Here is a 22,638-nt window from a genome sequence, read left to right on the forward strand (position 1 = left end):
GATAAAAATACTTTGTCTACGGCCTCAGGGCCCAAGGCAAAGTATTTTTTTGAGTACTCATATTGACAATGACGTGTAACGTTGATAAGATGAAAATAATCAAATACCTACTCGTTTACTCGGATATAAATGATTCAAGATATGATAAACATGAATTGATAAGATTCAATGGAACTAAAGAAACTTTCGGAAAACTCGGCGTTGCCTATACCTGTATGCGTGTTTCATTGCAGAATGGAACGGATAATCACCGGATTTCCGCAGTTCTTCATACACATCCAGAGGCTTATTGGCACAGATCGCATAAATTTACAGGAACTATATAAGTTGAACGTTTTTTTACACAATAACGGAGAGGACAGAAAAAACCTGGAGAAGCGAAGCGTTCGCCTTTATCACCGGATTTTCCCTTTTAAAAGGGGATCAAAAAATCTGGGGATAACAGCAATTGGAAGGTTATTCTGTCATTGGAGTGAAAGGTGTAAATCTTTAGTTTAACTTATATAAGTGTCATTTATACCACTAAGGAGGGCATTCATATGGCTAAAGTAGTTAATAACGTAACTGAACTCATCGGGGGTACTCCGCTTGTTCGTCTGAACAATATCGTACCTGAAGGCAGTGCTGAAATCCTGGTGAAACTGGAATACCAAAATCCAGGCTCAAGTGTGAAAGATCGTATCGCGATTAGCATTGTTGAAGAAGCGGAAAAAGAAGGCAAGCTGAAACCGGGCGGTACGATTATTGAAGCAACAAGTGGTAACACGGGGATCGGCCTCGCGATGGTTGCTGCTGCTAAAGGCTACAAGTCGGTCATTGTAATGCCTGAAACCATGAGCTTGGAGCGTCGTAACCTGCTTCGTGCTTATGGTGCGGAACTTGTGCTTACACCTGGAGCAGAGGGAATGAACGGTGCAGTCAAAAAAGCGGAAGAGCTTCTGAAGGAAAACCCATCTTACTTCATGGCAGAGCAGTTCAAAAACAAAGCGAATGTGAAGATTCACCGTGAAACGACAGGTCCTGAAATCGTTGAAGCGATTCAGTCTGTAGGTGGCACACTTGATGCATTTGTTGCGGGCATCGGTACCGGTGGTACCATCACAGGTACGGGAGAAGTGTTGAAGGAAGCATTCCCTGGGATCAAAATTGTGGCAGTAGAGCCTGCTGCATCGCCAATTCTGGCGGGTGGCAAACCGGGTCCTCACAAAATTCAGGGGATTGGTGCAAACTTTATTCCTGAGATTCTGGATCAGGAAGTGTATGACGAAATCATTCACATCGAGAATGATGATGCATTTGAAACAGCTCGTGCTGTTGCGAAAGAAGAGGGTATTCTGTCCGGTATTTCATCCGGTGCTGCAATTCGCGCAGGACTTCAAGTAGCGAAAGAGCTGGGTGCAGGTAAACGCGTTGTCGTGATCGTGCCAAGTAACGGTGAACGTTATTTGAGCACACCGCTTTATAATTTCGAGGCGTAATTAATTACAAGGATCAAGTTCATTCGGCCACGAATCAGCTTGATATTCCGAAATAGTTTATATGGATCCTTCCTGCCCTGACGGGTGGGGAGGATTTTTTGCGTAATGCTTTTAAAAGCAACGACGCTTTAGTATACTATCAAACAATAAGAACTATATAAGTTGAACACTCGTTTGCACAGCTTTTATAGTGACATAGGAAAGGGCGGCGGGCCGCAATGACACACCTGATGACAACATATGCCGACTGGGAAGCGTGGGCTGGACAAGGCTGGACAATGCTACCTTATATAACGAAGTCGGATGAGGGGCCGTATCATGGCGGTTTACCGTTGACGTGGGAAGCCGCATGGCAGCATGCATCTCCTAATGCAATCGTACTGGAGAATGGCAAAGGAGGAAGGTATACCTTCCTCGGCTTACATCCGGTGTCCATTATTTCTGGTAAAGGGCAGGAAGCTACAATCCATGATGTGTTTCAAGGGACAACAAGGACAGATCGGGGCAAACCACTGGAGGTATTAAAGCGATGGACGGAGCCATACCACGCACCTAAGGTTAATGGAGCGCCTGATTTTGCAGGCGGTTGTGCTGGATATCTTAGTTATGATGTGGCCAGATCTCTCGAGAAACTACCAACAATGGCTGAAGACAATCCTGCTTTACCAGATTACTGGTGGATGCGATTTGAGGAAATATGGGCATATGATCACGAGCAGCAGGCTCTTTTCTGTATGGTGCATGTGGAAGTAGATTCTAAGCAGAAGGAGCAAATGGATCTACGTAGTCTCTATACTGCAGCAGAGACACGCGCGGTTGCGATGCAGAAGCGATGGCTTCATATTATGGGTTTTGCCCAGGCAGAAGAGCAGCTACAGGCGCTAGAGCTCCGTCATCAGCAGGTCCATCTTGCACTGCGCAAAGAAGAATCTGAGCGGGAAACAGAGGGATGGGTGACGTCCTTCACACAAGAGGATTTTGAACAAGCTGTGCGTAAGATACAGGAATATATCCGGCAAGGCGATGTGTTCCAAGTTAATCTGTCACTAAGACATGAAAAGTCACTTCAATCCAGTAGTGAGCACATCTACGAATGGTTGCGAATCGTGAACCCTTCACCCTATATGGGGATGCTTCGCAGTCCCGAATTTCAACTGGTCAGCGGATCACCGGAATTACTCGTGAAAGTAGAGAACGGCAAAGTCAGCGCACGTCCTATCGCTGGAACAAGAAGAAGAGGGCGCGATGAGACAGAGGATCAGGCGATGGAGCATGAGTTACTTGGCAGTGAAAAGGAGCGGGCCGAGCATATTATGCTGGTTGATCTGGAGCGCAATGATATTGGACGGATCGCTGCATATGGATCGGTTCATGTGCCTGAATTAATGACAATCGAGAGATATTCGCATGTTATGCACCTCGTTTCACAGGTCGAAGGCAAGCTGGCCGAAGGATTAACTGTGTTTGATGTCATCGCCGCAACGTTTCCTGGTGGGACGATAACGGGTGCTCCGAAAGTACGCACGATGGAAATCATTGAAGAGCTCGAGCCGGTAAGACGCGGACCGTATACAGGGTCCATTGGATGGATGGACTACAGTGGCAATATGGAGCTAAATATCGTCATTCGTACACTTGCGATTAAGGATGGAACGGGTTATGTTCAGGCTGGGGCTGGTATCGTTATTGATTCTGATCCTTATCGCGAGTACAGGGAGTGTCACAATAAGGCCAGAGCAATGATGAGAGCTGTGAATTACAGTGAACGAGCGGAGGCTGACACAACGCAGGCATCAGAAGGAGTAACCAAGACCTAAGCAAGAAACAACCGGGCAGAACGGAATAAAGCAATTAAACTAAAATTAAATGAAGCAAAATAAACAAGGCATCCGCCGTAACCTGCGGTGGAAGATGAGGGGGAGCAGACCTATGATTCTGGTTATCGACAATTACGATTCCTTTACCTACAACCTGGTTCAATATCTGGGTGAATTGGGGGAGACGGTGGAAGTAAGGCGCAATGATGAGATTGATCTGGCAGGCATAGAAGCGCTGGCACCGGATCATATTCTAATCTCTCCAGGCCCATGTACACCGAATGAAGCGGGAATTAGTCTGGCAGTCATTGAACATTTCAAAGGGAGCATTCCCATCTTTGGCGTTTGTCTCGGACATCAGGCGATTGGACAGGCATTCGGTGGCAATGTGATTCGCGCAGATCGTATGATGCATGGCAAAACATCCGAGATGCACCACCAGAGCACATCGGTATTTGCCGGGTTACCTTCCCCGTTTACAGCAACCCGTTATCATTCATTGATTGTGGAGCGGAGCAGTCTGCCAGATTGCTTGGAAATTACAGCGGAAACAGCTGAGGGAGAGATTATGGGTCTGCGTCACAAAGAGTATGCAATTGAAGGTGTACAGTTCCACCCGGAATCTATTATTACAGATCATGGTCATCAGATGCTTCGCAATTTCCTTTCACAACAAAAGGCGAACGTATAAATGCAATATGCCGCGATTAACGGACAACTGGTTCAACTGGCGGCAGCCGTGGTTCCTGTAACGGATCACGGCTTTTTGTACGGGCTTGGGCTGTTTGAGACCTTTCGAACATACCAAGGCGTACCTTACCTTCTGGAACAGCATCTGGAGCGCATGGCTGCAGGCTGTGAAGAGTTAGGGATTCCTTTTTCCGTAACAGCAGAGGAAGTAAAAGACGGGATATCCCGTCTGATGCATGCCAATCATCTTGAAGAGGCGTACGTGCGTTATACGGTATCTGCTGGTGAAGCGCCGCTTGGTCTACCTTCAGGAGACTATACAAACCCTACCCATGTCATACTGGCAAAAGCACTACCTGAACCATCTCCAACCCTGTATGAGAGGGGGAAAATGCTCCAGCGTCTCTCTACACCGCGTAATACGCCGGAAGGGCAGGTCAGGTTCAAGTCACTTCATTACATGAACAGTATACTGGCAAAACGTGAATTAAACCGCTATGGTCAGCACGACCAGCGAATATGGGGAGCAGAAGGGTTGCAGCTTACCCGGGATGACTATGTGGCGGAGGGCATTGTTAGCAATGTGTTTTGGGTGCATGAAAAAATCCTCTACACCCCATCGTTGTCCACTGGCATTCTGCCAGGGATTACCAGATCGGTGGTGATGAAGATCGCTACGGAGCAAGGCTTCGCTTGCAGAGAAGTAAAGGCACCGTGGGGAGATTTACTGCAAGCGGATGAAATATTTCTGACAGGCTCGGTTGCTGAGATCGTTCCAGTGACGACACTACGGGATCTGGAAGGCACAGAGACTTCGGTCAGTCGCGGACATATCGGCCCGGTTACCTCAGCGTTGCTGCGTATGTACCGGGAGAAAGCGGGGTATACTTCATGACACTTACACCAGTCATTTATGAACGGAAATATGAATGGGGACCAGCTTCAATTACGCTGGGAACCCGAACACAGATTATGGGCATTTTGAACGTGACACCAGATTCATTCTCGGACGGTGGGCGATACAATAGCGTGGAGCGGGCTGTAGCTCATGCCAAACAGATGATGGAAGACGGCGCCGATTTGATTGATATCGGCGGAGAATCCACTCGCCCAGGCTCAGATGTTGTCAGTGCGGACGAAGAGCTTCACCGGATTATTCCGGTCATTGAAGCTTTGCACGCAGAGGCACCGCATATCCCGATTTCGGTGGATACCTACAAGGCGGCAGTGGCTCGTCAGGCAGTTCTGGCGGGGGCACATATCATCAACGATGTATGGGGGGCCAAGGCCGACCCGGATATGGCGCGGACTGCAGCTGAGCTGGGTTGCCCGATTATTCTGATGCATAATCGGCAGGCGCGGGACTATACCGATTATCTGCCCGATGTTGTACGTGATGTACAAGCCAGCATTCAGCTTGCGCTTGCAACGGGTGTACAAGAGGATCAGATTATCTTGGATCCGGGGATTGGTTTTGTGAAGGACCTCTCGGAGAACCTGGAGCTGATGTCTTCCCTTGGTCTGCTGAACGAATTGGGGTATCCTGTGCTGCTTGCCACATCCCGCAAACGGTTCATCCAGCATACACTCAACGTAAGTGCAGATGATACATTGGAAGGCACCGCGGCTACAGTGGCATTTGGCATTGCCCAAGGCTGCCAGTTGGTACGGGTCCATAATGTGAAGCCGATCCGGCGGACGGCGGACATGTGCGATGCGATGTTATATCGTTCTCCGGGCTTACGGAGAAGATCATAATGGAGGGCCTCTACCGGCCCGTCCATGTTGGAGCGAAGCGTTTTGATATAGAAAACTAAGGGAAAGATCTAGGCAGTCATCCCTCTACTTACATCAATTTTTGAATAGAAGGCAGGCGAAATGTATGGACAGAATGGTATTGCACCGCATGGAGTATTACGGTTATCACGGTGTGTTCGCAGAAGAACGGAAACTTGGGCAACGTTATTACATCGATCTGGAGATCGATATGGACCTCGGTGAGGCCGGGCGTAATGATGATCTGACCAAAACGATTAATTATGCAGAGATTCATGAACTGGTGAAACAGATCGTTGAAAATAAATCATTCCAGTTAATTGAAGCGTTGGGTGAACATATTGCATCTTCTTTACTAGACACTTATACTATTATCAATGCATTGACAGTCAAGGTGACGAAGCCACATCCGCCATTTGATATTCATTTTGAAGGCGTAACGGTAGAGCTTCGCCGCTCAAGAAAGTGAGAACCGATCATGATTGCACATTCGACCTCTGAATCCTCAGAGGCTTATATTGCTTTAGGGGCTAATTTGGGTGACCGGGAGCAGACGTTACTTGAAGCGTTAACGCTTCTGGATGCACACCCTCATATATCTGTGCTGCGCTGCTCTGCGCTATATGAGACAGAGCCTGTAGGATATGTGGATCAGCCTGCGTTTTTGAATATGGCCGCTGCGGTCAGCACTAGTCTGACACCAGAGCAACTTCTTGGCGAATTGCTGAGTGTAGAGAACCAGCTTGGGCGGGTTCGAGATATTCGTTGGGGTCCGCGTACGGTGGATCTGGACTTGCTCTGGATGCAAGGGGAGACAAGAGATACTGAACTGCTTCAACTGCCGCATCCCCGTATGGGAGAGCGGGCTTTTGTACTGGTTCCGCTATCGGATATCGTACCTCAGGACGAGGTATCAGGTCTGCATACCTTTGTACACGCATCGTTGTCTGTACTGGATGGAAAGGATGGAATACAGCGTTGGAAAACATGCAATTGGCCAATCGAATCCGGGCATTCCGGAAGTTGAAAGGGTTGACCCAGCATGAGCTTGCAGCTGAGACAGGCATATCCTTGGCCATTCTTGGAACGATTGAACGGGGAAATCGCAAGGTGACACCAAGGGAACTCAGCAAAATTGCAGGGGTGCTGGCCATTAGTATCGAGGAATTACAAGGGAAATAGAGAATGACGGACAACGAACAACACAGAGAACGACTCTAAGTGAGCAACAATATATGAGTAATACGTGCACCAATGTACGACCAAAATGAAACTACCATAGCTCTGGAATGTCGAATACGTCCGGGCTCGGAATGGATAAAGAGGTGAAACAGCAAAGATGCTTAAAATTGGTAATATCGAAATGAAAAATCAAGTTGTTCTCGCACCGATGGCTGGTGTATGTAATCCAGCCTTTCGCTTGATCGCCAAAGAGTTTGGTACGGGTCTTGTCTGTGCTGAGATGGTGAGTGGTAAAGCCATTGTGCATGGCAACCAGCGGACACGCGAGATGTTATTTGTGGATGAACGTGAGAAACCGCTCAGTCTGCAGATTTGGGGAGGCGACAGGGAATCGCTTGTCGAGGCAGCCAGAATCGTAGATAAGGAAACCAATGCAGATATCATCGACATTAATATGGGTTGTCCTGTACCGAAGGTAACGAAGTGTGATGCAGGTGCGCGCTGGCTTTTGGATCCGAATAAAATCTACGAGATGGTATCTGCCGTTGTAGAAGCAGTTGAGAAACCGGTCACCGTTAAAATGCGGATCGGTTGGGACAACGAACACATCTATGTGGTGGAGAACGCTCTTGCCGTAGAACGCGCTGGAGGAAGTGCTGTCAGCGTGCATGGACGGACAAGAGAACAACTCTACACAGGCACAGCGGATTGGTCACATATCAAAAACGTCAAAGAGGCTGTCTCCATTCCAGTCATCGGGAATGGTGACGTCTCTTCACCTGAGGACGCCCGCCGTATGCTGGATGAAACAGGCTGTGACGGAGTAATGATCGGGCGCGCCGCCTTGGGTAATCCATGGATGTTATATCGTACAATCCAGTACCTGAGCTCTGGCGAACTGCCTCCTGATCCAAATGCAGAGGAAAAGATTCGTGTAGCTGTTTTGCATATGGATCGACTCATTGCACTCAAGAACGAAACGGTCGCTGTACGCGAAATGCGCAAACATCTGGCCTGGTATCTGAAGGGATTAAAAGGATCTGCCCGAATCAAGGATGTTATTATGGAAGGAACCAAGCGGGATGAGATGGTGGGCATTCTGGAGAACTTTGTGGAGCAGTTGAAAATGGAGGGGAATCTGGAGTCTGAGCCGGTAATTGCGGGTAATGCCTCTTAATTAGGAGGCATGTCGTAAAACGTTTACAGCCGCAGGGGATGTAACATTGACTTTTCGAGATCGTTCACCTATAATTTCTCAGTATAAATTCGCCATGTGCGTTTACTAAGTATAGTGCATCAGGAGGAATATTCTATTTCTCTGGAGAACTTCATATAGTTTTGAAGATGTATGCGGGCGGAGTTCTGTCATCAGCACTGATTCCGTTGCCGTACAATCAAATTATTCCCATGACAGGAGAATCGGTTGAGATGAGCGACAAGGAAGTTATCCTTACACCAGAAGGACTCAAGAAGCTGGAAGAAGAACTGGAAACACTGAAGTCAGTGAAGCGCCGCGAAGTGGCTGAACGGATCAAAGTAGCTATTGGCTATGGTGATATCAGTGAGAACTCCGAATACGAAGATGCGAAAAATGAGCAGGCTTTTATTGAAGGGCGTATCATTACACTCGAGAAGCTGTTGCGTAACGCTCGAATTATCAACAGCGACGAAATCGATACCGATTCCGTAAGTGTGGGTGCAACCGTAACTGTAGAAGATTTGGAATTCGGTGATATCACAGAATATACGATTGTAGGTACAGCGGAATCCAATCCGCTTCAGAACAAGATTTCCAATGAAAGTCCTGTAGGTAAAGCTATTTTGGGCAAGAAAAAAGGTACAGTGGTTGATGTAAGTGTGCCTGCTGGCGTAATTCAATATAAAATTGTAGATATTAAAAAGCTGTAGTAACGGAGCAGTCAGGCGTAGTAGACAAAAGCTTCCTTAGGGAAGCTTTTTTCAACATTACGGACAAGCCTACACGTACAGGCTGCAATGTAAATAAGGAGATGAATACAGATCATGACGGATGAAGTCTTGAATCAGGAAACCGAACTTAGCGAGCTGTTACAGATTCGCCGCGACAAATTGGACGAGCTCCGCAACCTAGGAATCGACCCTTTTGGCCAAAAATACGTACGTACCGAAGAAGCCGGCTCCATTCTGAAGAAGTATGAAGAACTGACCAAGGAAGAGCTGGAAGAGAAGCACATCGAAGTCAGTATTGCCGGACGGATTATGGCGAAGCGGGGCATGGGTAAAGCAAGCTTTGCACATATTCAGGACCTGAGCGGCCGAATCCAGATCTATGTTCGTCAGGATAGCGTGCCTGAGGACAAATTTGCAGCATTTAGTCTGCTTGATCTTGGAGATATCGTTGGGGTAACTGGCGTTGTCTTCAAAACCAAAACAGGTGAGACTTCCGTTAAAGTGAAGGATTTGGAAGTACTGTCGAAATCCCTCTATCCACTGCCGGATAAATACCATGGTCTGACAGACGTTGAACTGCGTTATCGTCAGCGTTATGTAGATCTGATCATGAACCCTGATGTGCAGCAGACCTTCATTATGCGTTCCAAAATCATTCAATCCATGCGTCGTTACCTCGACTCCCATGGATATCTGGAAGTGGAGACACCAACATTGCATACGATCGCAGGTGGTGCGGCGGCTCGTCCGTTTATTACCCATCACAATGCGCTTGATATGGAACTGTACATGAGGATTGCGATTGAACTTCACTTGAAACGTCTGATTGTCGGCGGTCTGGAAAAAGTATATGAGATTGGCCGCGTATACCGGAACGAAGGTATGTCTACACGCCACAATCCGGAATTTACGATGATTGAGTTGTATGAGGCATATGCGGATTACAAGGATATCATGGCTTTAACTGAAAACCTGGTTGCTCACATTGCTCAGGAAGTCATGGGTACACAAGTGATTCAATACGGGGATCATGAAGTGAATCTTACGCCGCAATGGCGCCGTGTTACCATGGTGGATGCGGTTAAGGAAGTTGTCGGTGTAGACTTCTCCGTTCATATGACCAATGAGGAAGCGCACAGTTTGGCTAAACAGCATAATGTAAAAGTTGAACCACATATGACATTTGGTCACATCCTGAACGCCTTTTTTGAAGAGTTTGTTGAAGAGACATTGATTCAGCCAACATTCATCATGGGGCATCCGCTTGAAATTTCGCCACTAGCGAAGAAAAGCGATACAGATCCACGCTTCACGGATCGCTTCGAGTTGTTTATCATTGGACGTGAGCATGCCAATGCCTTCACTGAGCTGAATGATCCAATCGATCAGCGTCAGCGTTTTGAAGCACAGATGTTGGAGAAAGAGCACGGCAATGACGAAGCTCATGAGATGGATGATGACTTCATCCGTGCGCTTGAATATGGTATGCCACCAACAGGGGGTCTGGGGATCGGTATCGACCGTCTGATCATGTTGCTGACCAATTCGCCGTCCATCCGTGACGTACTGCTCTTCCCGCATATGCGTCCACGTACACAAGAGTAAATAAGGAACGTATCTTTCGTTCATAATAAAAGAGGAACCTGCCACTTGCTTCGAAGCTGGGCAAGTTCCTCTTTGGGTTTACATAGACAACTCAGGCAGATAGCTTAAGGTTTACACCGTTGCTCACATTATTTATTTTAGCTAAAAGAGGTGCCATTCATGAAGTTCAGGCTTCACATCGCCAGGTTCATATCTCCTCCGTTGATATTGGTTGGCGGTTTCTTGCTGATTATCTCTATTGGTACCGTTTTGTTGATGTTGCCGTTCTCCAATCAGAGTGGCAAACATCTTGCCTTTATCGATGCTCTATTTACAGCTACATCGGCTGCATGTGTAACTGGGCTGGTAGTGGTAGACGTAGGGACAACCTTCAATCTGTTTGGTCAGATTGTCATCATGATCCTGATGCAGCTTGGCGGACTTGGCTTTATGACTATGGCTACGTTGTTTGCACTCGTGCTGGGTAAACGTATCTCTCTTAAGGATAGACTACTACTGAAAGAGGCCATTAATGCAGACAGCATGGAGGGGATTGTGCGGATTATCCGCAAGGTTCTGATCTTTTCTTTCACTATTGAAGGGGTAGCAGCGGTCGTTCTGGCTTTGCGCTGGGTTACCGAGATGCCATTTATGCAGGCCGTATACTATGGTATTTTCCATTCCGTATCCTTGTTTAACAACGGCGGATTTGATCTGTTTGGTAACAGTTTTCAATATTATACTGGAGACTGGATTTTTAACATCACAGCTTCAATTCTCGTGGTATCGGGTGGACTTGGCTTTGTTGTTCTGAATGATCTGTTTGAGTATCGCAAACGCCGTCGTTTATCTTTGCAATCCAAACTGGTGCTGTCCGTGTCAGGTGCGCTGATTGGCATAGGTGCGGTGGTGCTGTTTATTTTTGAATTCACCAATAGTCATACCCTGGGTTCATTGAATTGGAGCGAGAAAATATATGCATCGTTCTTCCAGTCCGTCTCTACACGTTCTTCTGGAACGAGCACTATTGATATTACACAGATGCGACAAGCGACTCAATTCTTCTTTATTTTGCTCATGTTCATCGGTGCTTCTCCAGGTTCAACAGGTGGAGGAATCAAGACAACCACGTTTCTGATTATGATTGGAGCTGTATATGCCATGATTCGTGGGAACAAAGACATTGTCTTTTTCCGTCAGCGCGTCCCAAAAGAGTTGCTGATGAGGGCGTTGACCATCATTATGGTCTCCTTGATTATATTCATGATTGTGGTGATGCTTCTGCTGACGACAGAGGATGCACCTTTCCTTTCACTCATGTTCGAAGCAGCATCTGCTATTGGTACGGTGGGTCTGTCGGTGGGTGTAACCCATGAGATGACCAATTGGGGCAAAATCATAATTACTTTTACCATGTTTGTTGGTCGAATTGGGCCGCTAACGATTGCGTATGCACTTCGTCCACGTAAAGAGAAGAAATTGTATCGCCACCCGGAAGGCCGGATTATTATTGGATAAAACAAAAAACGCAGGCATTCAGTACGGACTCCTTATATGGAAAAAGGGGACGACATTGAATGCGCTGCGTTTTTTTCTATTGCTCTACACGTCCACGCCTGAATAACCTTAGAAAGAAATTCCCGACGTGGGCTAAGTTCTAGGACATAAAGACGCCAGATGTAGGGTGATAGCCTCGTCCATAAGTTGACCATTTACCTGATCGGGTCTAAGTACGGCATGGATAGCCAAGCCATCAATGAGAGCATATAGTCTCTCGATCTCAAGTTCCTGATTTAGATCTGGTCTGAAGATGCCGAGCTTCACCAGAGAAGTAATAACAATCTCGACAGCTTGTCTAATATCATTATATACAGTGTCAGCCAGTTTTTTGAGTCCAGGATCCGTTTTGGATTTGGCAGTAAAAGCGTACCACACCTCCATTTCAGCCATTTTCTCATCCGTATTAGGTATGAATTCAAGCAGTAACTGTTTCATATGTTCCATCGGAGGCCCGTCAAAAGACATGCTTTGAATCCGGGCAGTCACCCGTTCCGAAACCAGATTCATTGCATATAACAGAAGTTCCGATTGAGTGGAAAAATAGTGGCGCATGGATCCGACCGAGATTCCAGCTTCCTCAGCGATGTTTCGAACAGAAGCTTGTTCCATACCATTTTTCCGGATAATACGCCAAGCGGCCTCGGCTACGAGCAAGCGCTGTTTGTCATGATCAACGATTTTAGGCATGTCATGATTATAACACCGTTGAATATTATGGTACAAATGTGTTAAATTAATTGTAATACAGTCGTATTATATAAAAGGGGTGTAATTATGATTGCTTATTTCATTATTGCCTGTGAGATTGCATTTTGGATATTTGTCGCGGCAGGGCTAAGTGTTCGGTATATGCTGGGTAAGAAGCGATTGGGATTGGCTCTGCTTGCGGCCACACCGATTGTTGATGTTTTGTTGCTCGTAGCTACTGTAGTAGATCTTCAACGCGGAGCAACAGCAAGTATGGTTCATGGTATAGCAGCTATCTATATTGGAGTAAGCATTGCTTTTGGACATCAGATGATCGCTTGGGCTGATCGTTACTTTCAATACTGGTTTAGAGGGGGAGAGAATCCTAGGCAGAATAAGTTATATGGAAGAGAGCATGCGAGGAGCGAGCGTATAGGGTGGGTCAGACATCTTTTGGCTTGGAGTATTGGAAGTGCGCTTTTGTATATTATGATATGGTGGATTGGTGATCCGGATCGAACAGAGGTATTTTCAGGTCTAATCCGAGTATGGGCAATGGTGCTGGGGATCGACCTCATGATAAGTATTAGTTATAGCTTTTGGCCGAGGAAAGCTCCTGCTAAAAATATAGGTTAATGTTCCATAAGGGTAACCGGTATATATAAGATGTATTACTCATTTAATGTCCTATTTGCTCAGGTAGTTGAGGTTTTCTTAGGAAATGATCAAGATTCTAGATAAAAGTAATAAAAGTGAAAAAAAGCTTGCATTCAAAAATCATACATGGTATATTCTAATTCCGGCCAAGAAAACACGGTTTACACGGTGCGGCAAGCGAATGATACAAGCTTCGAAAGAAACTTGAAAAAAAGAGCTTGCAAAGTTGGTTCGGAAATGGTATGATATAAAAGTTACTGAAGCGAATGAGTGACAGTGACTAAACAAGTTTGATCTTTGAAAACTGAACAACGAGTGAGTATCGATCTTGCTTGCAAGATCAAAATTGAGATTTTTAATCTCGTCAGATTCAAAATGAGCTTATCGCTCTTTTCAATACCCCGATGAGTTGCACAGCGTTTAACGACGCTGCGAAATTCATCTTTATTGGAGAGTTTGATCCTGGCTCAGGACGAACGCTGGCGGCATGCCTAATACATGCAAGTCGAGCGGAGTTGATGGAAAGCTTGCTTTCCTGATACTTAGCGGCGGACGGGTGAGTAACACGTAGGCAACCTGCCCTCAAGCTTGGGACAACTACCGGAAACGGTAGCTAATACCGAATACTTGTTTTCTTCGCCTGAAGAGAACTGGAAAGACGGAGCAATCTGTCACTTGGGGATGGGCCTGCGGCGCATTAGCTAGTTGGTGAGGTAACGGCTCACCAAGGCGACGATGCGTAGCCGACCTGAGAGGGTGATCGGCCACACTGGGACTGAGACACGGCCCAGACTCCTACGGGAGGCAGCAGTAGGGAATCTTCCGCAATGGGCGAAAGCCTGACGGAGCAATGCCGCGTGAGTGATGAAGGTTTTCGGATCGTAAAGCTCTGTTGCCAGGGAAGAACGCTTGAGAGAGTAACTGCTCTCAAGGTGACGGTACCTGAGAAGAAAGCCCCGGCTAACTACGTGCCAGCAGCCGCGGTAATACGTAGGGGGCAAGCGTTGTCCGGAATTATTGGGCGTAAAGCGCGCGCAGGCGGTCATGTAAGTCTGGTGTTTAATCCCGGGGCTCAACCCCGGATCGCACTGGAAACTGTGTGACTTGAGTGCAGAAGAGGAGAGTGGAATTCCACGTGTAGCGGTGAAATGCGTAGAGATGTGGAGGAACACCAGTGGCGAAGGCGACTCTCTGGGCTGTAACTGACGCTGAGGCGCGAAAGCGTGGGGAGCAAACAGGATTAGATACCCTGGTAGTCCACGCCGTAAACGATGAGTGCTAGGTGTTAGGGGTTTCGATACCCTTGGTGCCGAAGTTAACACATTAAGCACTCCGCCTGGGGAGTACGGTCGCAAGACTGAAACTCAAAGGAATTGACGGGGACCCGCACAAGCAGTGGAGTATGTGGTTTAATTCGAAGCAACGCGAAGAACCTTACCAGGTCTTGACATCCAACTAACGAAGCAGAGATGCATTAGGTGCCCTTCGGGGAAAGTTGAGACAGGTGGTGCATGGTTGTCGTCAGCTCGTGTCGTGAGATGTTGGGTTAAGTCCCGCAACGAGCGCAACCCTTATATTTAGTTGCCAGCACTTCGGGTGGGCACTCTAGATAGACTGCCGGTGACAAACCGGAGGAAGGTGGGGATGACGTCAAATCATCATGCCCCTTATGACCTGGGCTACACACGTACTACAATGGCCGGTACAACGGGCTGCGAAATCGCGAGATGGAGCTAATCCCACCAAAGCCGGTCTCAGTTCGGATTGCAGGCTGCAACTCGCCTGCATGAAGTCGGAATTGCTAGTAATCGCGGATCAGCATGCCGCGGTGAATACGTTCCCGGGTCTTGTACACACCGCCCGTCACACCACGAGAGTTTATAACACCCGAAGTCGGTGGGGTAACCGCAAGGAGCCAGCCGCCGAAGGTGGGATAGATGATTGGGGTGAAGTCGTAACAAGGTAGCCGTATCGGAAGGTGCGGCTGGATCACCTCCTTTCTATGGAGAATCGTCTTCTGCAACGAAGACATTCAAATAAGCAGCTCAGCTGCAAACGACTCACTCGTTGCTCAGTTTTGAGAGCTCAAACTCTCAAACCAACTCGTTTATTCGACCGACACATCCGTGAACGGCCCGAACCAAACGATTTGTTCTTTGAAAACTAGATATCGAAACGAAACAAACGCGAATTAGAACATTCCTTTTTAGCTGAACTTGTGTTCAACAAGTTTCAATAAAAACGGTAGATTGCTGGAGCGAGTGATCGAAATGGAGTGACTTTTGGCTTTGGACGTAGTCCAAAACAAGGGAAGCGACAGCTCGAACACGAGCGACCTGGTTAAGCTACTAAGAGCACACGGAGGATGCCTAGGCGCTAGGAGCCGATGAAGGACGTGGCGAACAACGAAACTGCCTCGGGGAGCTGTAAGCAAGCTTTGATCCGGGGATGTCCGAATGGGGAAACCCAGCTGGGGTAATTTCCAGTTACTCATAACTGAATACATAGGTTATGTAGAGGCATACCAGGGGAACTGAAACATCTAAGTACCCTGAGGAAGAGAAAACAATAGTGATTCCGTCAGTAGCGGCGAGCGAACGCGGAGAAGCCCAAACCAGAGAGCTTGCTCTTTGGGGTTGTGGGACGTCTCACATGGAGTTACAAAGGAACCGATTAAGCGAAGAGGTCTGGAAAGGCCCGCCAAAGAAGGTAAAAGCCCTGTAATTGAAAGTCTGTTCCCTCCGAGACGGATCCCGAGTAGTGCGGGGCACGTGAAACCCCGTATGAATCCGGCAGGACCATCTGCCAAGGCTAAATACTTCCTAGCGACCGATAGTGAAGCAGTACCGTGAGGGAAAGGTGAAAAGCACCCCGGAAGGGGAGTGAAATAGAACCTGAAACCGTGTGCTTACAAAAAGTCAGAGCCCGTTTTAGGGGTGATGGCGTGCCTTTTGTAGAATGAACCGGCGAGTTACGTTCCCGTGCAAGGTTAAGGTGAAGAGCCGGAGCCGTAGCGAAAGCGAGTCTGAATAGGGCGACATAGTACGTGGACGTAGACCCGAAACCGGGTGATCTACCCCTGTCCAGGGTGAAGGTGCGGTAACACGCACTGGAGGCCCGAACCCACGCATGTTGAAAAATGCGGGGATGAGGTGGGGGTAGCGGAGAAATTCCAATCGAACTCGGAGATAGCTGGTTCTCCCCGAAATAGCTTTAGGGCTAGCCTCGGAAAACAGAGTCGTGGAGGTAGAGCACTGATTGGGTGCGGGGCCCGCAAGGGTTACCAAGCTCAGTCAAACTCCGAATGCCATAGACTTACTTCCGGGAGTCAGACAGTGAGTGCTAAGATCCATTGTCAAAAGGGAAACAGCCCAGACCATCAGCTAAGGTCCCCAAGTGTGTGTTAAGTGGGAAAGGATGTGGAGTTGCACAGACAACCAGGATGTTGGCTTAGAAGCAGCCACCATTGAAAGAGTGCGTAATAGCTCACTGGTCGAGTGACTCTGCGCCGAAAATGTAACGGGGCTAAACACACCACCGAAGCTATGGCTTGATGCTTGCATCAGGGGTAGGGGAGCGTTGTATGTACGTTGAAGGTGTACCGTAAGGAGCGCTGGAGAGCATACAAGTGAGAATGCCGGTATGAGTAACGAAAAGATCAGTGAGAATCTGATCCGCCGAAAGCCTAAGGGTTCCTGAGGAAGGCTCGTCCGCTCAGGGTAAGTCGGGACCTAAGGCGAGGCCGAAAGGCGTAGTCGAAGGACAACAGGTCGAAATTCCTGTACCACCGTAAATCGTTACGAGCGATGGGGGGACGCAGTAGGGTAGTGACGCAGGCTGATGGATGCCTGTCCAAGCAGTAAGGCTGGTTAGTAGGCAAATCCGCTAACCGTAAGGCTGAGCTGTGATGGGGAGTGAAAATTACAGTAGCGAAGGTCATGATCTCACACTGCCAAGAAAAGCCTCTAGCCAGATGAAGGTGCCCGTACCGCAAACCGACACAGGTAGGCGAGAAGAGAATTCTAAGGCGCGCGGAAGAACTCTCGTTAAGGAACTCGGCAAAATGACCCCGTAACTTCGGGAGAAGGGGTGCCCCGGTAGTGTGAATAGCACGAGGGGGCCGCAGTGAAAAGGCCCAAGCGACTGTTTAGCAAAAACACAGGTCTGTGCGAAGCCGTAAGGCGAAGTATACGGGCTGACGCCTGCCCGGTGCTGGAAGGTTAAGGGGAGTGGTTAGGAGCAATCCGAAGCTGTGAACCGAAGCCCCAGTAAACGGCGGCCGTAACTATAACGGTCCTAAGGTAGCGAAATTCCTTGTCAGGTAAATTCTGACCCGCACGAATGGCGTAACGACTTGGGCGCTGTCTCAACGAGAGATCCGGTGAAATTTTAATACCTGTGAAGATGCAGGTTACCCGCGACAAGACGGAAAGACCCCATGGAGCTTTACTGCAGCTTGATATTGAATTTGGGTACGATCTGTACAGGATAGGTGGGAGCCTTTGAAGCGTGAGCGCCAGCTTGCGTGGAGGCACCGTTGGGATACCACCCTGATCGTATCTAGGTTCTAACCTGGTGCCCTTAGCGGGTACGGGGACAGTGTCAGGTGGGCAGTTTGACTGGGGCGGTCGCCTCCTAAAGAGTAACGGAGGCGCCCAAAGGTTCCCTCAGAATGGTTGGAAATCATTCGAAGAGTGCAAAGGCATAAGGGAGCTTGACTGCGAGACCTACAAGTCGAGCAGGGACGAAAGTCGGGCTTAGTGATCCGGTGGTACCGCATGGAAGGGCCATCGCTCAACGGATAAAAGCTACCCTGGGGATAACAGGCTTATCTCCCCCAAGAGTCCACATCGACGGGGAGGTTTGGCACCTCGATGTCGGCTCATCGCATCCTGGGGCTGAAGTAGGTCCCAAGGGTTGGGCTGTTCGCCCATTAAAGCGGTACGCGAGCTGGGTTCAGAACGTCGTGAGACAGTTCGGTCCCTATCTGTCGTGGGCGTAGGAAATTTGAGAGGAGCTGTCCTTAGTACGAGAGGACCGGGATGGACGTACCGCTGGTGTACCAGTTGTTCCGCCAGGAGCACCGCTGGGTAGCTATGTACGGACGGGATAAGCGCTGAAAGCATCTAAGCGTGAAGCCCCCCTCAAGATGAGATTTCCCAGTATGTAAGACCCCTTGAAGACGACGAGGTAGATAGGCTGGGGGTGGAAGTGCAGCAATGCATGGAGCTGACCAGTACTAATCGGTCGAGGGCTTATCCAATAGCAAGTTTTAAATCGCGTACGTTTCGTTTCGAATCTAGTTTTCAGAGAACAACACTCTGAATGGTGAAATGAAAATCGGTACATCACTGACTGTGTGGTTGATTTTCAATTCCAAAATGAATGGAAGAAGCATTTCTTCGACCAATCGCGTTTGGTGGCGATGGCGGAGGGGTTCCACACGTACCCATCCCGAACACGACCGTTAAGCCCTCTAGCGCCGATGGTACTTGGACCGCAGGGTCCTGGGAGAGTAGGACGCCGCCAAGCAAAGAACCACTGCCGATGCAATTCGGTGGTGGTTTTTATTTTGTTTAATTAGTACGTGAAGAACATAAAAGTCTTCATTCAAGGAATACTTAAAAGACAATGAAAGCATGCGTACCGATCTGAATGAAAGGGCGCTTTTTTGCTATATTATTTAAGTGTGTCCACCTAAGGGATACAGTTGTATACATGGGGGAGTACAACGAATTGTTCCAAGGAGTTTCCCTTGACATTGTAAATATCGCTTTGCTAAGATGGACAATAATATATTTTCAGAAAACGAATTTTCGGCATACAATACAGCCTGGAATCTTCGGGTTTTGGTCGGTAAAGCTGAGCAAACATAAGGAGGAACACTTGCGTGTGGGAAGATAAATTTGGTAAGGAAGGCTTCACCTTTGATGATGTATTGCTAGTGCCGCGGAAATCCGAGACACTGCCAAAAGAAGTAGACGTATCCGTTCGTTTGAGCGATAACGTCAAATTGAATATTCCTTTGATTAGTGCAGGGATGGATACTGTTACTGAAGCGACATTGGCGATTGCCATTGCGCGTGAGGGCGGTATCGGTATTATTCATAAAAATATGTCCGTCGAGCAACAAGCTGAAGAAGTGGATCGGGTTAAACGCTCGGAGAGCGGTGTTATCACCAATCCTTTTTCATTAACGGCTGAACACCTGGTATCTGATGCTGAGGCAGTTATGGCAAAATACCGGATTTCTGGTGTGCCTATCGTTGAAGGAGATCAGAAGCTCGTAGGGATTCTGACAAACCGTGACTTGAGATTTATCCATGATTTCAACATCAAGATTAGTGAAGTTATGACTCGTGAAAATTTGGTTACAGCTCCTGTCGGTACAACACTGCAAGAGGCAGAAGGTATCTTGCAGAAGCATAAAATTGAAAAACTTCCATTGGTGGACGAGTCCAACACATTGAAGGGCCTTATCACGATTAAAGATATCGAGAAGGCCATTCAGTTCCCGCAAGCTGCGAAGGATGCGCAAGGTCGCCTTTTGGTTGGTGCAGCAATTGGTATCTCGAAAGATACTTTTGAACGTGCAGACGCTCTGGTCAAAGCGGGTGTGGATCTGATTACAGTAGATTCAGCTCATGGCCATCATATTAACATTATTGAAGCGGTTCGCAAGTTGCGCGAACGTTTCCCTGAGCTCACCATCATTGCAGGCAACGTCGCTACAGGTGAAGCCACACGTGATCTGATTGAAGCTGGGGCTTCGGTTGTCAAAGTAGGTATTGGCCCAGGCTCCATCTGTACAACTCGTGTTATTGCGGGTATTGGTGTTCCTCAAGTTACAGCTGTATATGATTGTGCAAGTGTGGCGCGTGAATACGGCGTACCTATCATTGCTGACGGCGGTATTAAATACTCTGGTGAGATCACCAAAGCTCTTGCTGCCGGTGCTCATGCGGTAATGCTGGGAAGCCTGTTTGCAGGAACAGCAGAGAGTCCAGGAGAAACGGAAATTTTCCAAGGACGTAGTTATAAAGTATATCGTGGTATGGGTTCGATGGCTGCAATGAAACAAGGCAGTAAAGACCGTTACTTCCAAGACGATGACAAGAAATTGGTACCTGAGGGTATTGAAGGCCGCGTAGCTTACAAAGGTCCACTGTCTGATACAATCCATCAGTTAATCGGTGGTCTTCGTTCCGGTATGGGTTACTGCGGAACAAGCAATCTGGATCAATTGCGGAATGATACAAGCTTTATCCGTATTACAGGCGCTGGTCTTCGTGAGAGCCACCCGCATGATGTACAGATTACAAAAGAAGCACCTAACTACTCGTTGTAATCCGAAGAGAGTTAATGATTTCCAAGGCAAGCTCGGCGATTTTCGCTGGGCTTGTCTTTTTTTGCGGATACCCCTGTGATAGAATAGAACAAGCGGTGACCGTCCTAGGATGGAATTGGGCGTTGCGGCGATTTTTTGACGTGAGCCATGAACTTTTTATACGACTTAAGGTAAGCCAATTACGGCTTATCCTACTAGAAAGAATGTTTATTACGTTTTACATAAGATAAGCATTCAGCAAGATGCGAGCGAAGTGACAATTGATCTGAATAATAGAGCAACGAACTTGCTCATTTCGATACAGCGCATTCAGCAGAGAATCACATATCCATTTGACACAATGACAGGGACTATGAAAATAGCAGCTTGAGCTGCTCTGAGGCATCATTCCAGAAGCTTCAGATCGAAGGGAGTATTCATCATTGAAAGCCAAACACATGAATAAGAAAAAACGTCAGATCCTCAAAAAGAGCGTAGCCTCGGTTATGCTCCTTAACATGCTATGCATGTCTGCAGTGATGCCTGTTATGGCCGCAGCAAGCGACTCTGGCCAGGTTCTGACCGCGGCAGCGACAACAACGAAAACGCCAGCAAAGGCTGTCAGCATTCCCTCAGTAGACTCGCTTGGACTTGATGTAAGATCGGCAGTCCTGATGGAAGCTTCCACAGGCCAGATTTTACTGTCAGTTGATGCAGATAAGGCAATGCCGCCAGCGAGTATGACGAAGATGATGACGGAGTATATTGTTGCAGAACAGGTTAAACAAGGGAAATTCGGCTGGGATGCAGTAGTTACGGTCGGAAAGAATGCATCTAAAAGCATCGGATCACGTATTTTCCTGGCCGAAGGTGACAAACACACTGTGAAAGATCTGTATATTGCCATGGCTGTTGGATCGGCCAATGATGCAACTGTTGCTTTGGCTGAATATGTTGCGGGTTCGGAAGCTGAATTCGTGAAAATGATGAATGAAGAAGCGAAGAGAATGGGCATGAAAGATACCCACTTCATTAACTCTACCGGTCTGGATCGTGCGGATATGCCGGCTGAATTCCGTCCAGCGGAAGACAAGGAAACGGTGATGTCTGCCTTGGACGCTGCTATTTTGTGTAGATATATCGTTAGAGATCATCCGGACTACAAAGATTTTACAACGATTCAATCCTACAAATTCCGCCCAAACGACAAAGCACCGATTATCAACTATAACTGGATGCTGGAAGCGAATAAAAATATAACCAACTTCAAAAGCTACGCCTATGAAGGTCTGGATGGCATGAAAACAGGCCATACGAGCAATGCAGGGAATAACTTTACGGGTACGGCTGAGCGTAACGGCATGCGTTTGATCAGCGTGGTGATGGGTACAGATTCCGAATCCGCACGTTTTAGAGAAACAAAAAAGGTGCTGGATTATGGCTTTGATAACTTTGAAGTAAAACAGGCTGTTGCAGGTAAAACCAAAGTCAAGGGATGGGAAACGGTACCTTTGAAAAAAGGGAAAGAAACAACAGTTCCTGTCGTGACTGATAACGCGGTAAGTTTTGTTATCCCTAAAGGTACTCAAGACCTGAACGTAACATTCAAAGCAAGTGTAACCGAAGCGGATAAACTGGTTGCACCAATCAAAGCAGGTACTAAGGTTGGTACGGTCACTTACACATACAAAGCAGAGGGAATGGAGTCTCAGGAAAAAACGGTAAACCTGATTACAGCCGAAGAGGCAGAAAAAGGTGGCTGGTTCCGTCTATTCTTCCGTGCGATCAAAGACTTCTTCGTTGATCTGTTCGATGGAATCAAAAACTTGTTTTAACCGAAAAATACAAACTAATACTGCATGAGTGGATTGTATATTTACAACTTTTCCGGTAAAATATCAAGTTAGAATTCTACGTATTACAGTATAAAAGTCTAAGGTTCTTTCATCTG

At 47.5% G+C, this 22,638-nt stretch carries 16 protein-coding genes and 3 rRNA genes; 18 read left to right on the forward strand and 1 reads right to left on the reverse strand.

Translation table 11 applies throughout. From position 1 onward, the window contains the following. Positions 1–539: 539 nt before the first annotated feature. From cysK to AC1VYS_RS00380, 12 genes are all read left to right on the forward strand, one after another. The gene (gene cysK / locus AC1VYS_RS00325) at positions 540–1,478 is read left to right on the forward strand and encodes a cysteine synthase A (RefSeq protein ID WP_482912570.1); all 939 of its coding nucleotides are present in this window, start codon (positions 540–542) and stop codon (positions 1,476–1,478) included. A 230-nt stretch (positions 1,479–1,708) separates the two neighbouring features. Then, positions 1,709–3,295 (forward strand): anthranilate synthase component I family protein, encoded by a 1,587-nt coding sequence (locus AC1VYS_RS00330; RefSeq protein WP_482912571.1) that lies wholly within the window; start codon positions 1,709–1,711, stop codon positions 3,293–3,295. A gap of 112 nt (positions 3,296–3,407) precedes the next feature. Beyond that, positions 3,408–3,986 (forward strand): aminodeoxychorismate/anthranilate synthase component II, encoded by a 579-nt coding sequence (gene pabA, locus AC1VYS_RS00335; protein WP_482914873.1) that lies wholly within the window; start codon positions 3,408–3,410, stop codon positions 3,984–3,986. Continuing rightward, positions 3,987–4,880 carry an aminotransferase class IV gene (locus AC1VYS_RS00340; protein ID WP_482912572.1) on the forward strand — a complete coding sequence of 298 codons (894 nt, stop codon included), beginning with the start codon at positions 3,987–3,989 and terminating at the stop codon, positions 4,878–4,880. After that, positions 4,877–5,743, forward strand: coding sequence for a dihydropteroate synthase (gene folP, locus AC1VYS_RS00345; RefSeq protein ID WP_482912573.1), 867 nt, complete (start codon positions 4,877–4,879; stop codon positions 5,741–5,743). Before AC1VYS_RS00340 ends, folP begins: the two co-directional genes overlap by 4 nt. A gap of 124 nt (positions 5,744–5,867) precedes the next feature. Then, entirely contained in the window at positions 5,868–6,230 is a 363-nt protein-coding gene (gene folB, locus AC1VYS_RS00350) for a dihydroneopterin aldolase (RefSeq protein ID WP_482912574.1), read from the forward strand. A 9-nt stretch (positions 6,231–6,239) separates the two neighbouring features. Then, positions 6,240–6,788 (forward strand): 2-amino-4-hydroxy-6-hydroxymethyldihydropteridine diphosphokinase, encoded by a 549-nt coding sequence (gene folK, locus AC1VYS_RS00355; RefSeq protein WP_482912575.1) that lies wholly within the window; start codon positions 6,240–6,242, stop codon positions 6,786–6,788. Next, the gene (locus AC1VYS_RS00360) at positions 6,749–6,943 is read left to right on the forward strand and encodes a helix-turn-helix domain-containing protein (protein ID WP_482934450.1); all 195 of its coding nucleotides are present in this window, start codon (positions 6,749–6,751) and stop codon (positions 6,941–6,943) included. The genes folK and AC1VYS_RS00360 overlap by 40 nt, the downstream gene beginning before the upstream one ends. 157 nt (positions 6,944–7,100) lie before the next feature. Further along, complete coding sequence (dusB, locus tag AC1VYS_RS00365) at positions 7,101–8,120, forward strand: tRNA dihydrouridine synthase DusB (RefSeq protein ID WP_441930317.1); 1,020 nt, start codon at positions 7,101–7,103, stop codon at positions 8,118–8,120. A 251-nt stretch (positions 8,121–8,371) separates the two neighbouring features. Next, positions 8,372–8,851: a transcription elongation factor GreA gene (gene greA, locus AC1VYS_RS00370; RefSeq protein WP_090924651.1), complete on the forward strand. Its 480-nt coding sequence runs from the start codon at positions 8,372–8,374 to the stop codon at positions 8,849–8,851. Between the two features lie 114 nt (positions 8,852–8,965). Continuing rightward, on the forward strand, positions 8,966–10,477 hold the full coding sequence (gene lysS, locus AC1VYS_RS00375) for a lysine--tRNA ligase (RefSeq protein WP_482912577.1): 1,512 nt from the start codon (positions 8,966–8,968) through the stop codon (positions 10,475–10,477). Between the two features lie 159 nt (positions 10,478–10,636). Next, the gene (locus AC1VYS_RS00380; protein WP_482912578.1) at positions 10,637–11,974 is read left to right on the forward strand and encodes a TrkH family potassium uptake protein; all 1,338 of its coding nucleotides are present in this window, start codon (positions 10,637–10,639) and stop codon (positions 11,972–11,974) included. Between the two features lie 132 nt (positions 11,975–12,106). On the opposite strand, the gene AC1VYS_RS00385 is transcribed toward AC1VYS_RS00380, so the two are convergent. After that, positions 12,107–12,703: a TetR/AcrR family transcriptional regulator gene (locus tag AC1VYS_RS00385; RefSeq protein ID WP_482912579.1), complete on the reverse strand. Its 597-nt coding sequence runs from the start codon at positions 12,701–12,703 to the stop codon at positions 12,107–12,109. Positions 12,704–12,790: 87 nt separating this feature from the next. Between AC1VYS_RS00385 and AC1VYS_RS00390 the strand changes: the two genes are divergently transcribed. From AC1VYS_RS00390 to AC1VYS_RS00415, 6 genes are all read left to right on the forward strand, one after another. Then, on the forward strand, positions 12,791–13,339 hold the full coding sequence (locus tag AC1VYS_RS00390; RefSeq protein WP_482912580.1) for a hypothetical protein: 549 nt from the start codon (positions 12,791–12,793) through the stop codon (positions 13,337–13,339). A 465-nt stretch (positions 13,340–13,804) separates the two neighbouring features. Further along, positions 13,805–15,360, forward strand: a 16S ribosomal RNA gene (locus AC1VYS_RS00395). A 338-nt stretch (positions 15,361–15,698) separates the two neighbouring features. After that, positions 15,699–18,623: ribosomal RNA gene (locus AC1VYS_RS00400) — 23S ribosomal RNA — on the forward strand. Between the two features lie 152 nt (positions 18,624–18,775). Then, positions 18,776–18,892 (forward strand): 5S ribosomal RNA (gene rrf / locus AC1VYS_RS00405). Together the 16S, 23S and 5S rRNA genes form the textbook arrangement of a ribosomal RNA operon. 358 nt (positions 18,893–19,250) lie before the next feature. Beyond that, positions 19,251–20,708: an IMP dehydrogenase gene (gene guaB / locus AC1VYS_RS00410; protein WP_090924897.1), complete on the forward strand. Its 1,458-nt coding sequence runs from the start codon at positions 19,251–19,253 to the stop codon at positions 20,706–20,708. Between the two features lie 422 nt (positions 20,709–21,130). Further along, entirely contained in the window at positions 21,131–22,522 is a 1,392-nt protein-coding gene (locus AC1VYS_RS00415) for a D-alanyl-D-alanine carboxypeptidase family protein (RefSeq protein ID WP_482912581.1), read from the forward strand. Positions 22,523–22,638 lie beyond the last annotated feature (116 nt).

It is taken from the genome of Paenibacillus sp. G34 (assembly GCF_056856875.1).

Excerpts from the sequence above, each read along its gene's own strand:
- cysK (WP_482912570.1), top strand. The coding sequence starts at position 540 with ATGGCTAAAGTAGTTAATAACGTAACTGAACTCATCGGGGGTACTCCG.
- AC1VYS_RS00330 (WP_482912571.1), top strand. The coding sequence starts at position 1,709 with ATGACAACATATGCCGACTGGGAAGCGTGGGCTGGACAAGGCTGGACA.
- pabA (WP_482914873.1), top strand. The coding sequence starts at position 3,408 with ATGATTCTGGTTATCGACAATTACGATTCCTTTACCTACAACCTGGTT.
- AC1VYS_RS00340 (WP_482912572.1), top strand. The coding sequence starts at position 3,987 with ATGCAATATGCCGCGATTAACGGACAACTGGTTCAACTGGCGGCAGCC.
- folP (WP_482912573.1), top strand. The coding sequence starts at position 4,877 with ATGACACTTACACCAGTCATTTATGAACGGAAATATGAATGGGGACCA.
- folB (WP_482912574.1), top strand. The coding sequence starts at position 5,868 with ATGGACAGAATGGTATTGCACCGCATGGAGTATTACGGTTATCACGGT.
- folK (WP_482912575.1), top strand. The coding sequence starts at position 6,240 with ATGATTGCACATTCGACCTCTGAATCCTCAGAGGCTTATATTGCTTTA.
- AC1VYS_RS00360 (WP_482934450.1), top strand. The coding sequence starts at position 6,749 with ATGCAATTGGCCAATCGAATCCGGGCATTCCGGAAGTTGAAAGGGTTG.
- dusB (WP_441930317.1), top strand. The coding sequence starts at position 7,101 with ATGCTTAAAATTGGTAATATCGAAATGAAAAATCAAGTTGTTCTCGCA.
- greA (WP_090924651.1), top strand. The coding sequence starts at position 8,372 with ATGAGCGACAAGGAAGTTATCCTTACACCAGAAGGACTCAAGAAGCTG.
- lysS (WP_482912577.1), top strand. The coding sequence starts at position 8,966 with ATGACGGATGAAGTCTTGAATCAGGAAACCGAACTTAGCGAGCTGTTA.
- AC1VYS_RS00380 (WP_482912578.1), top strand. The coding sequence starts at position 10,637 with ATGAAGTTCAGGCTTCACATCGCCAGGTTCATATCTCCTCCGTTGATA.
- AC1VYS_RS00385 (WP_482912579.1), bottom strand. The coding sequence starts at position 12,703 with ATGCCTAAAATCGTTGATCATGACAAACAGCGCTTGCTCGTAGCCGAG.
- AC1VYS_RS00390 (WP_482912580.1), top strand. The coding sequence starts at position 12,791 with ATGATTGCTTATTTCATTATTGCCTGTGAGATTGCATTTTGGATATTT.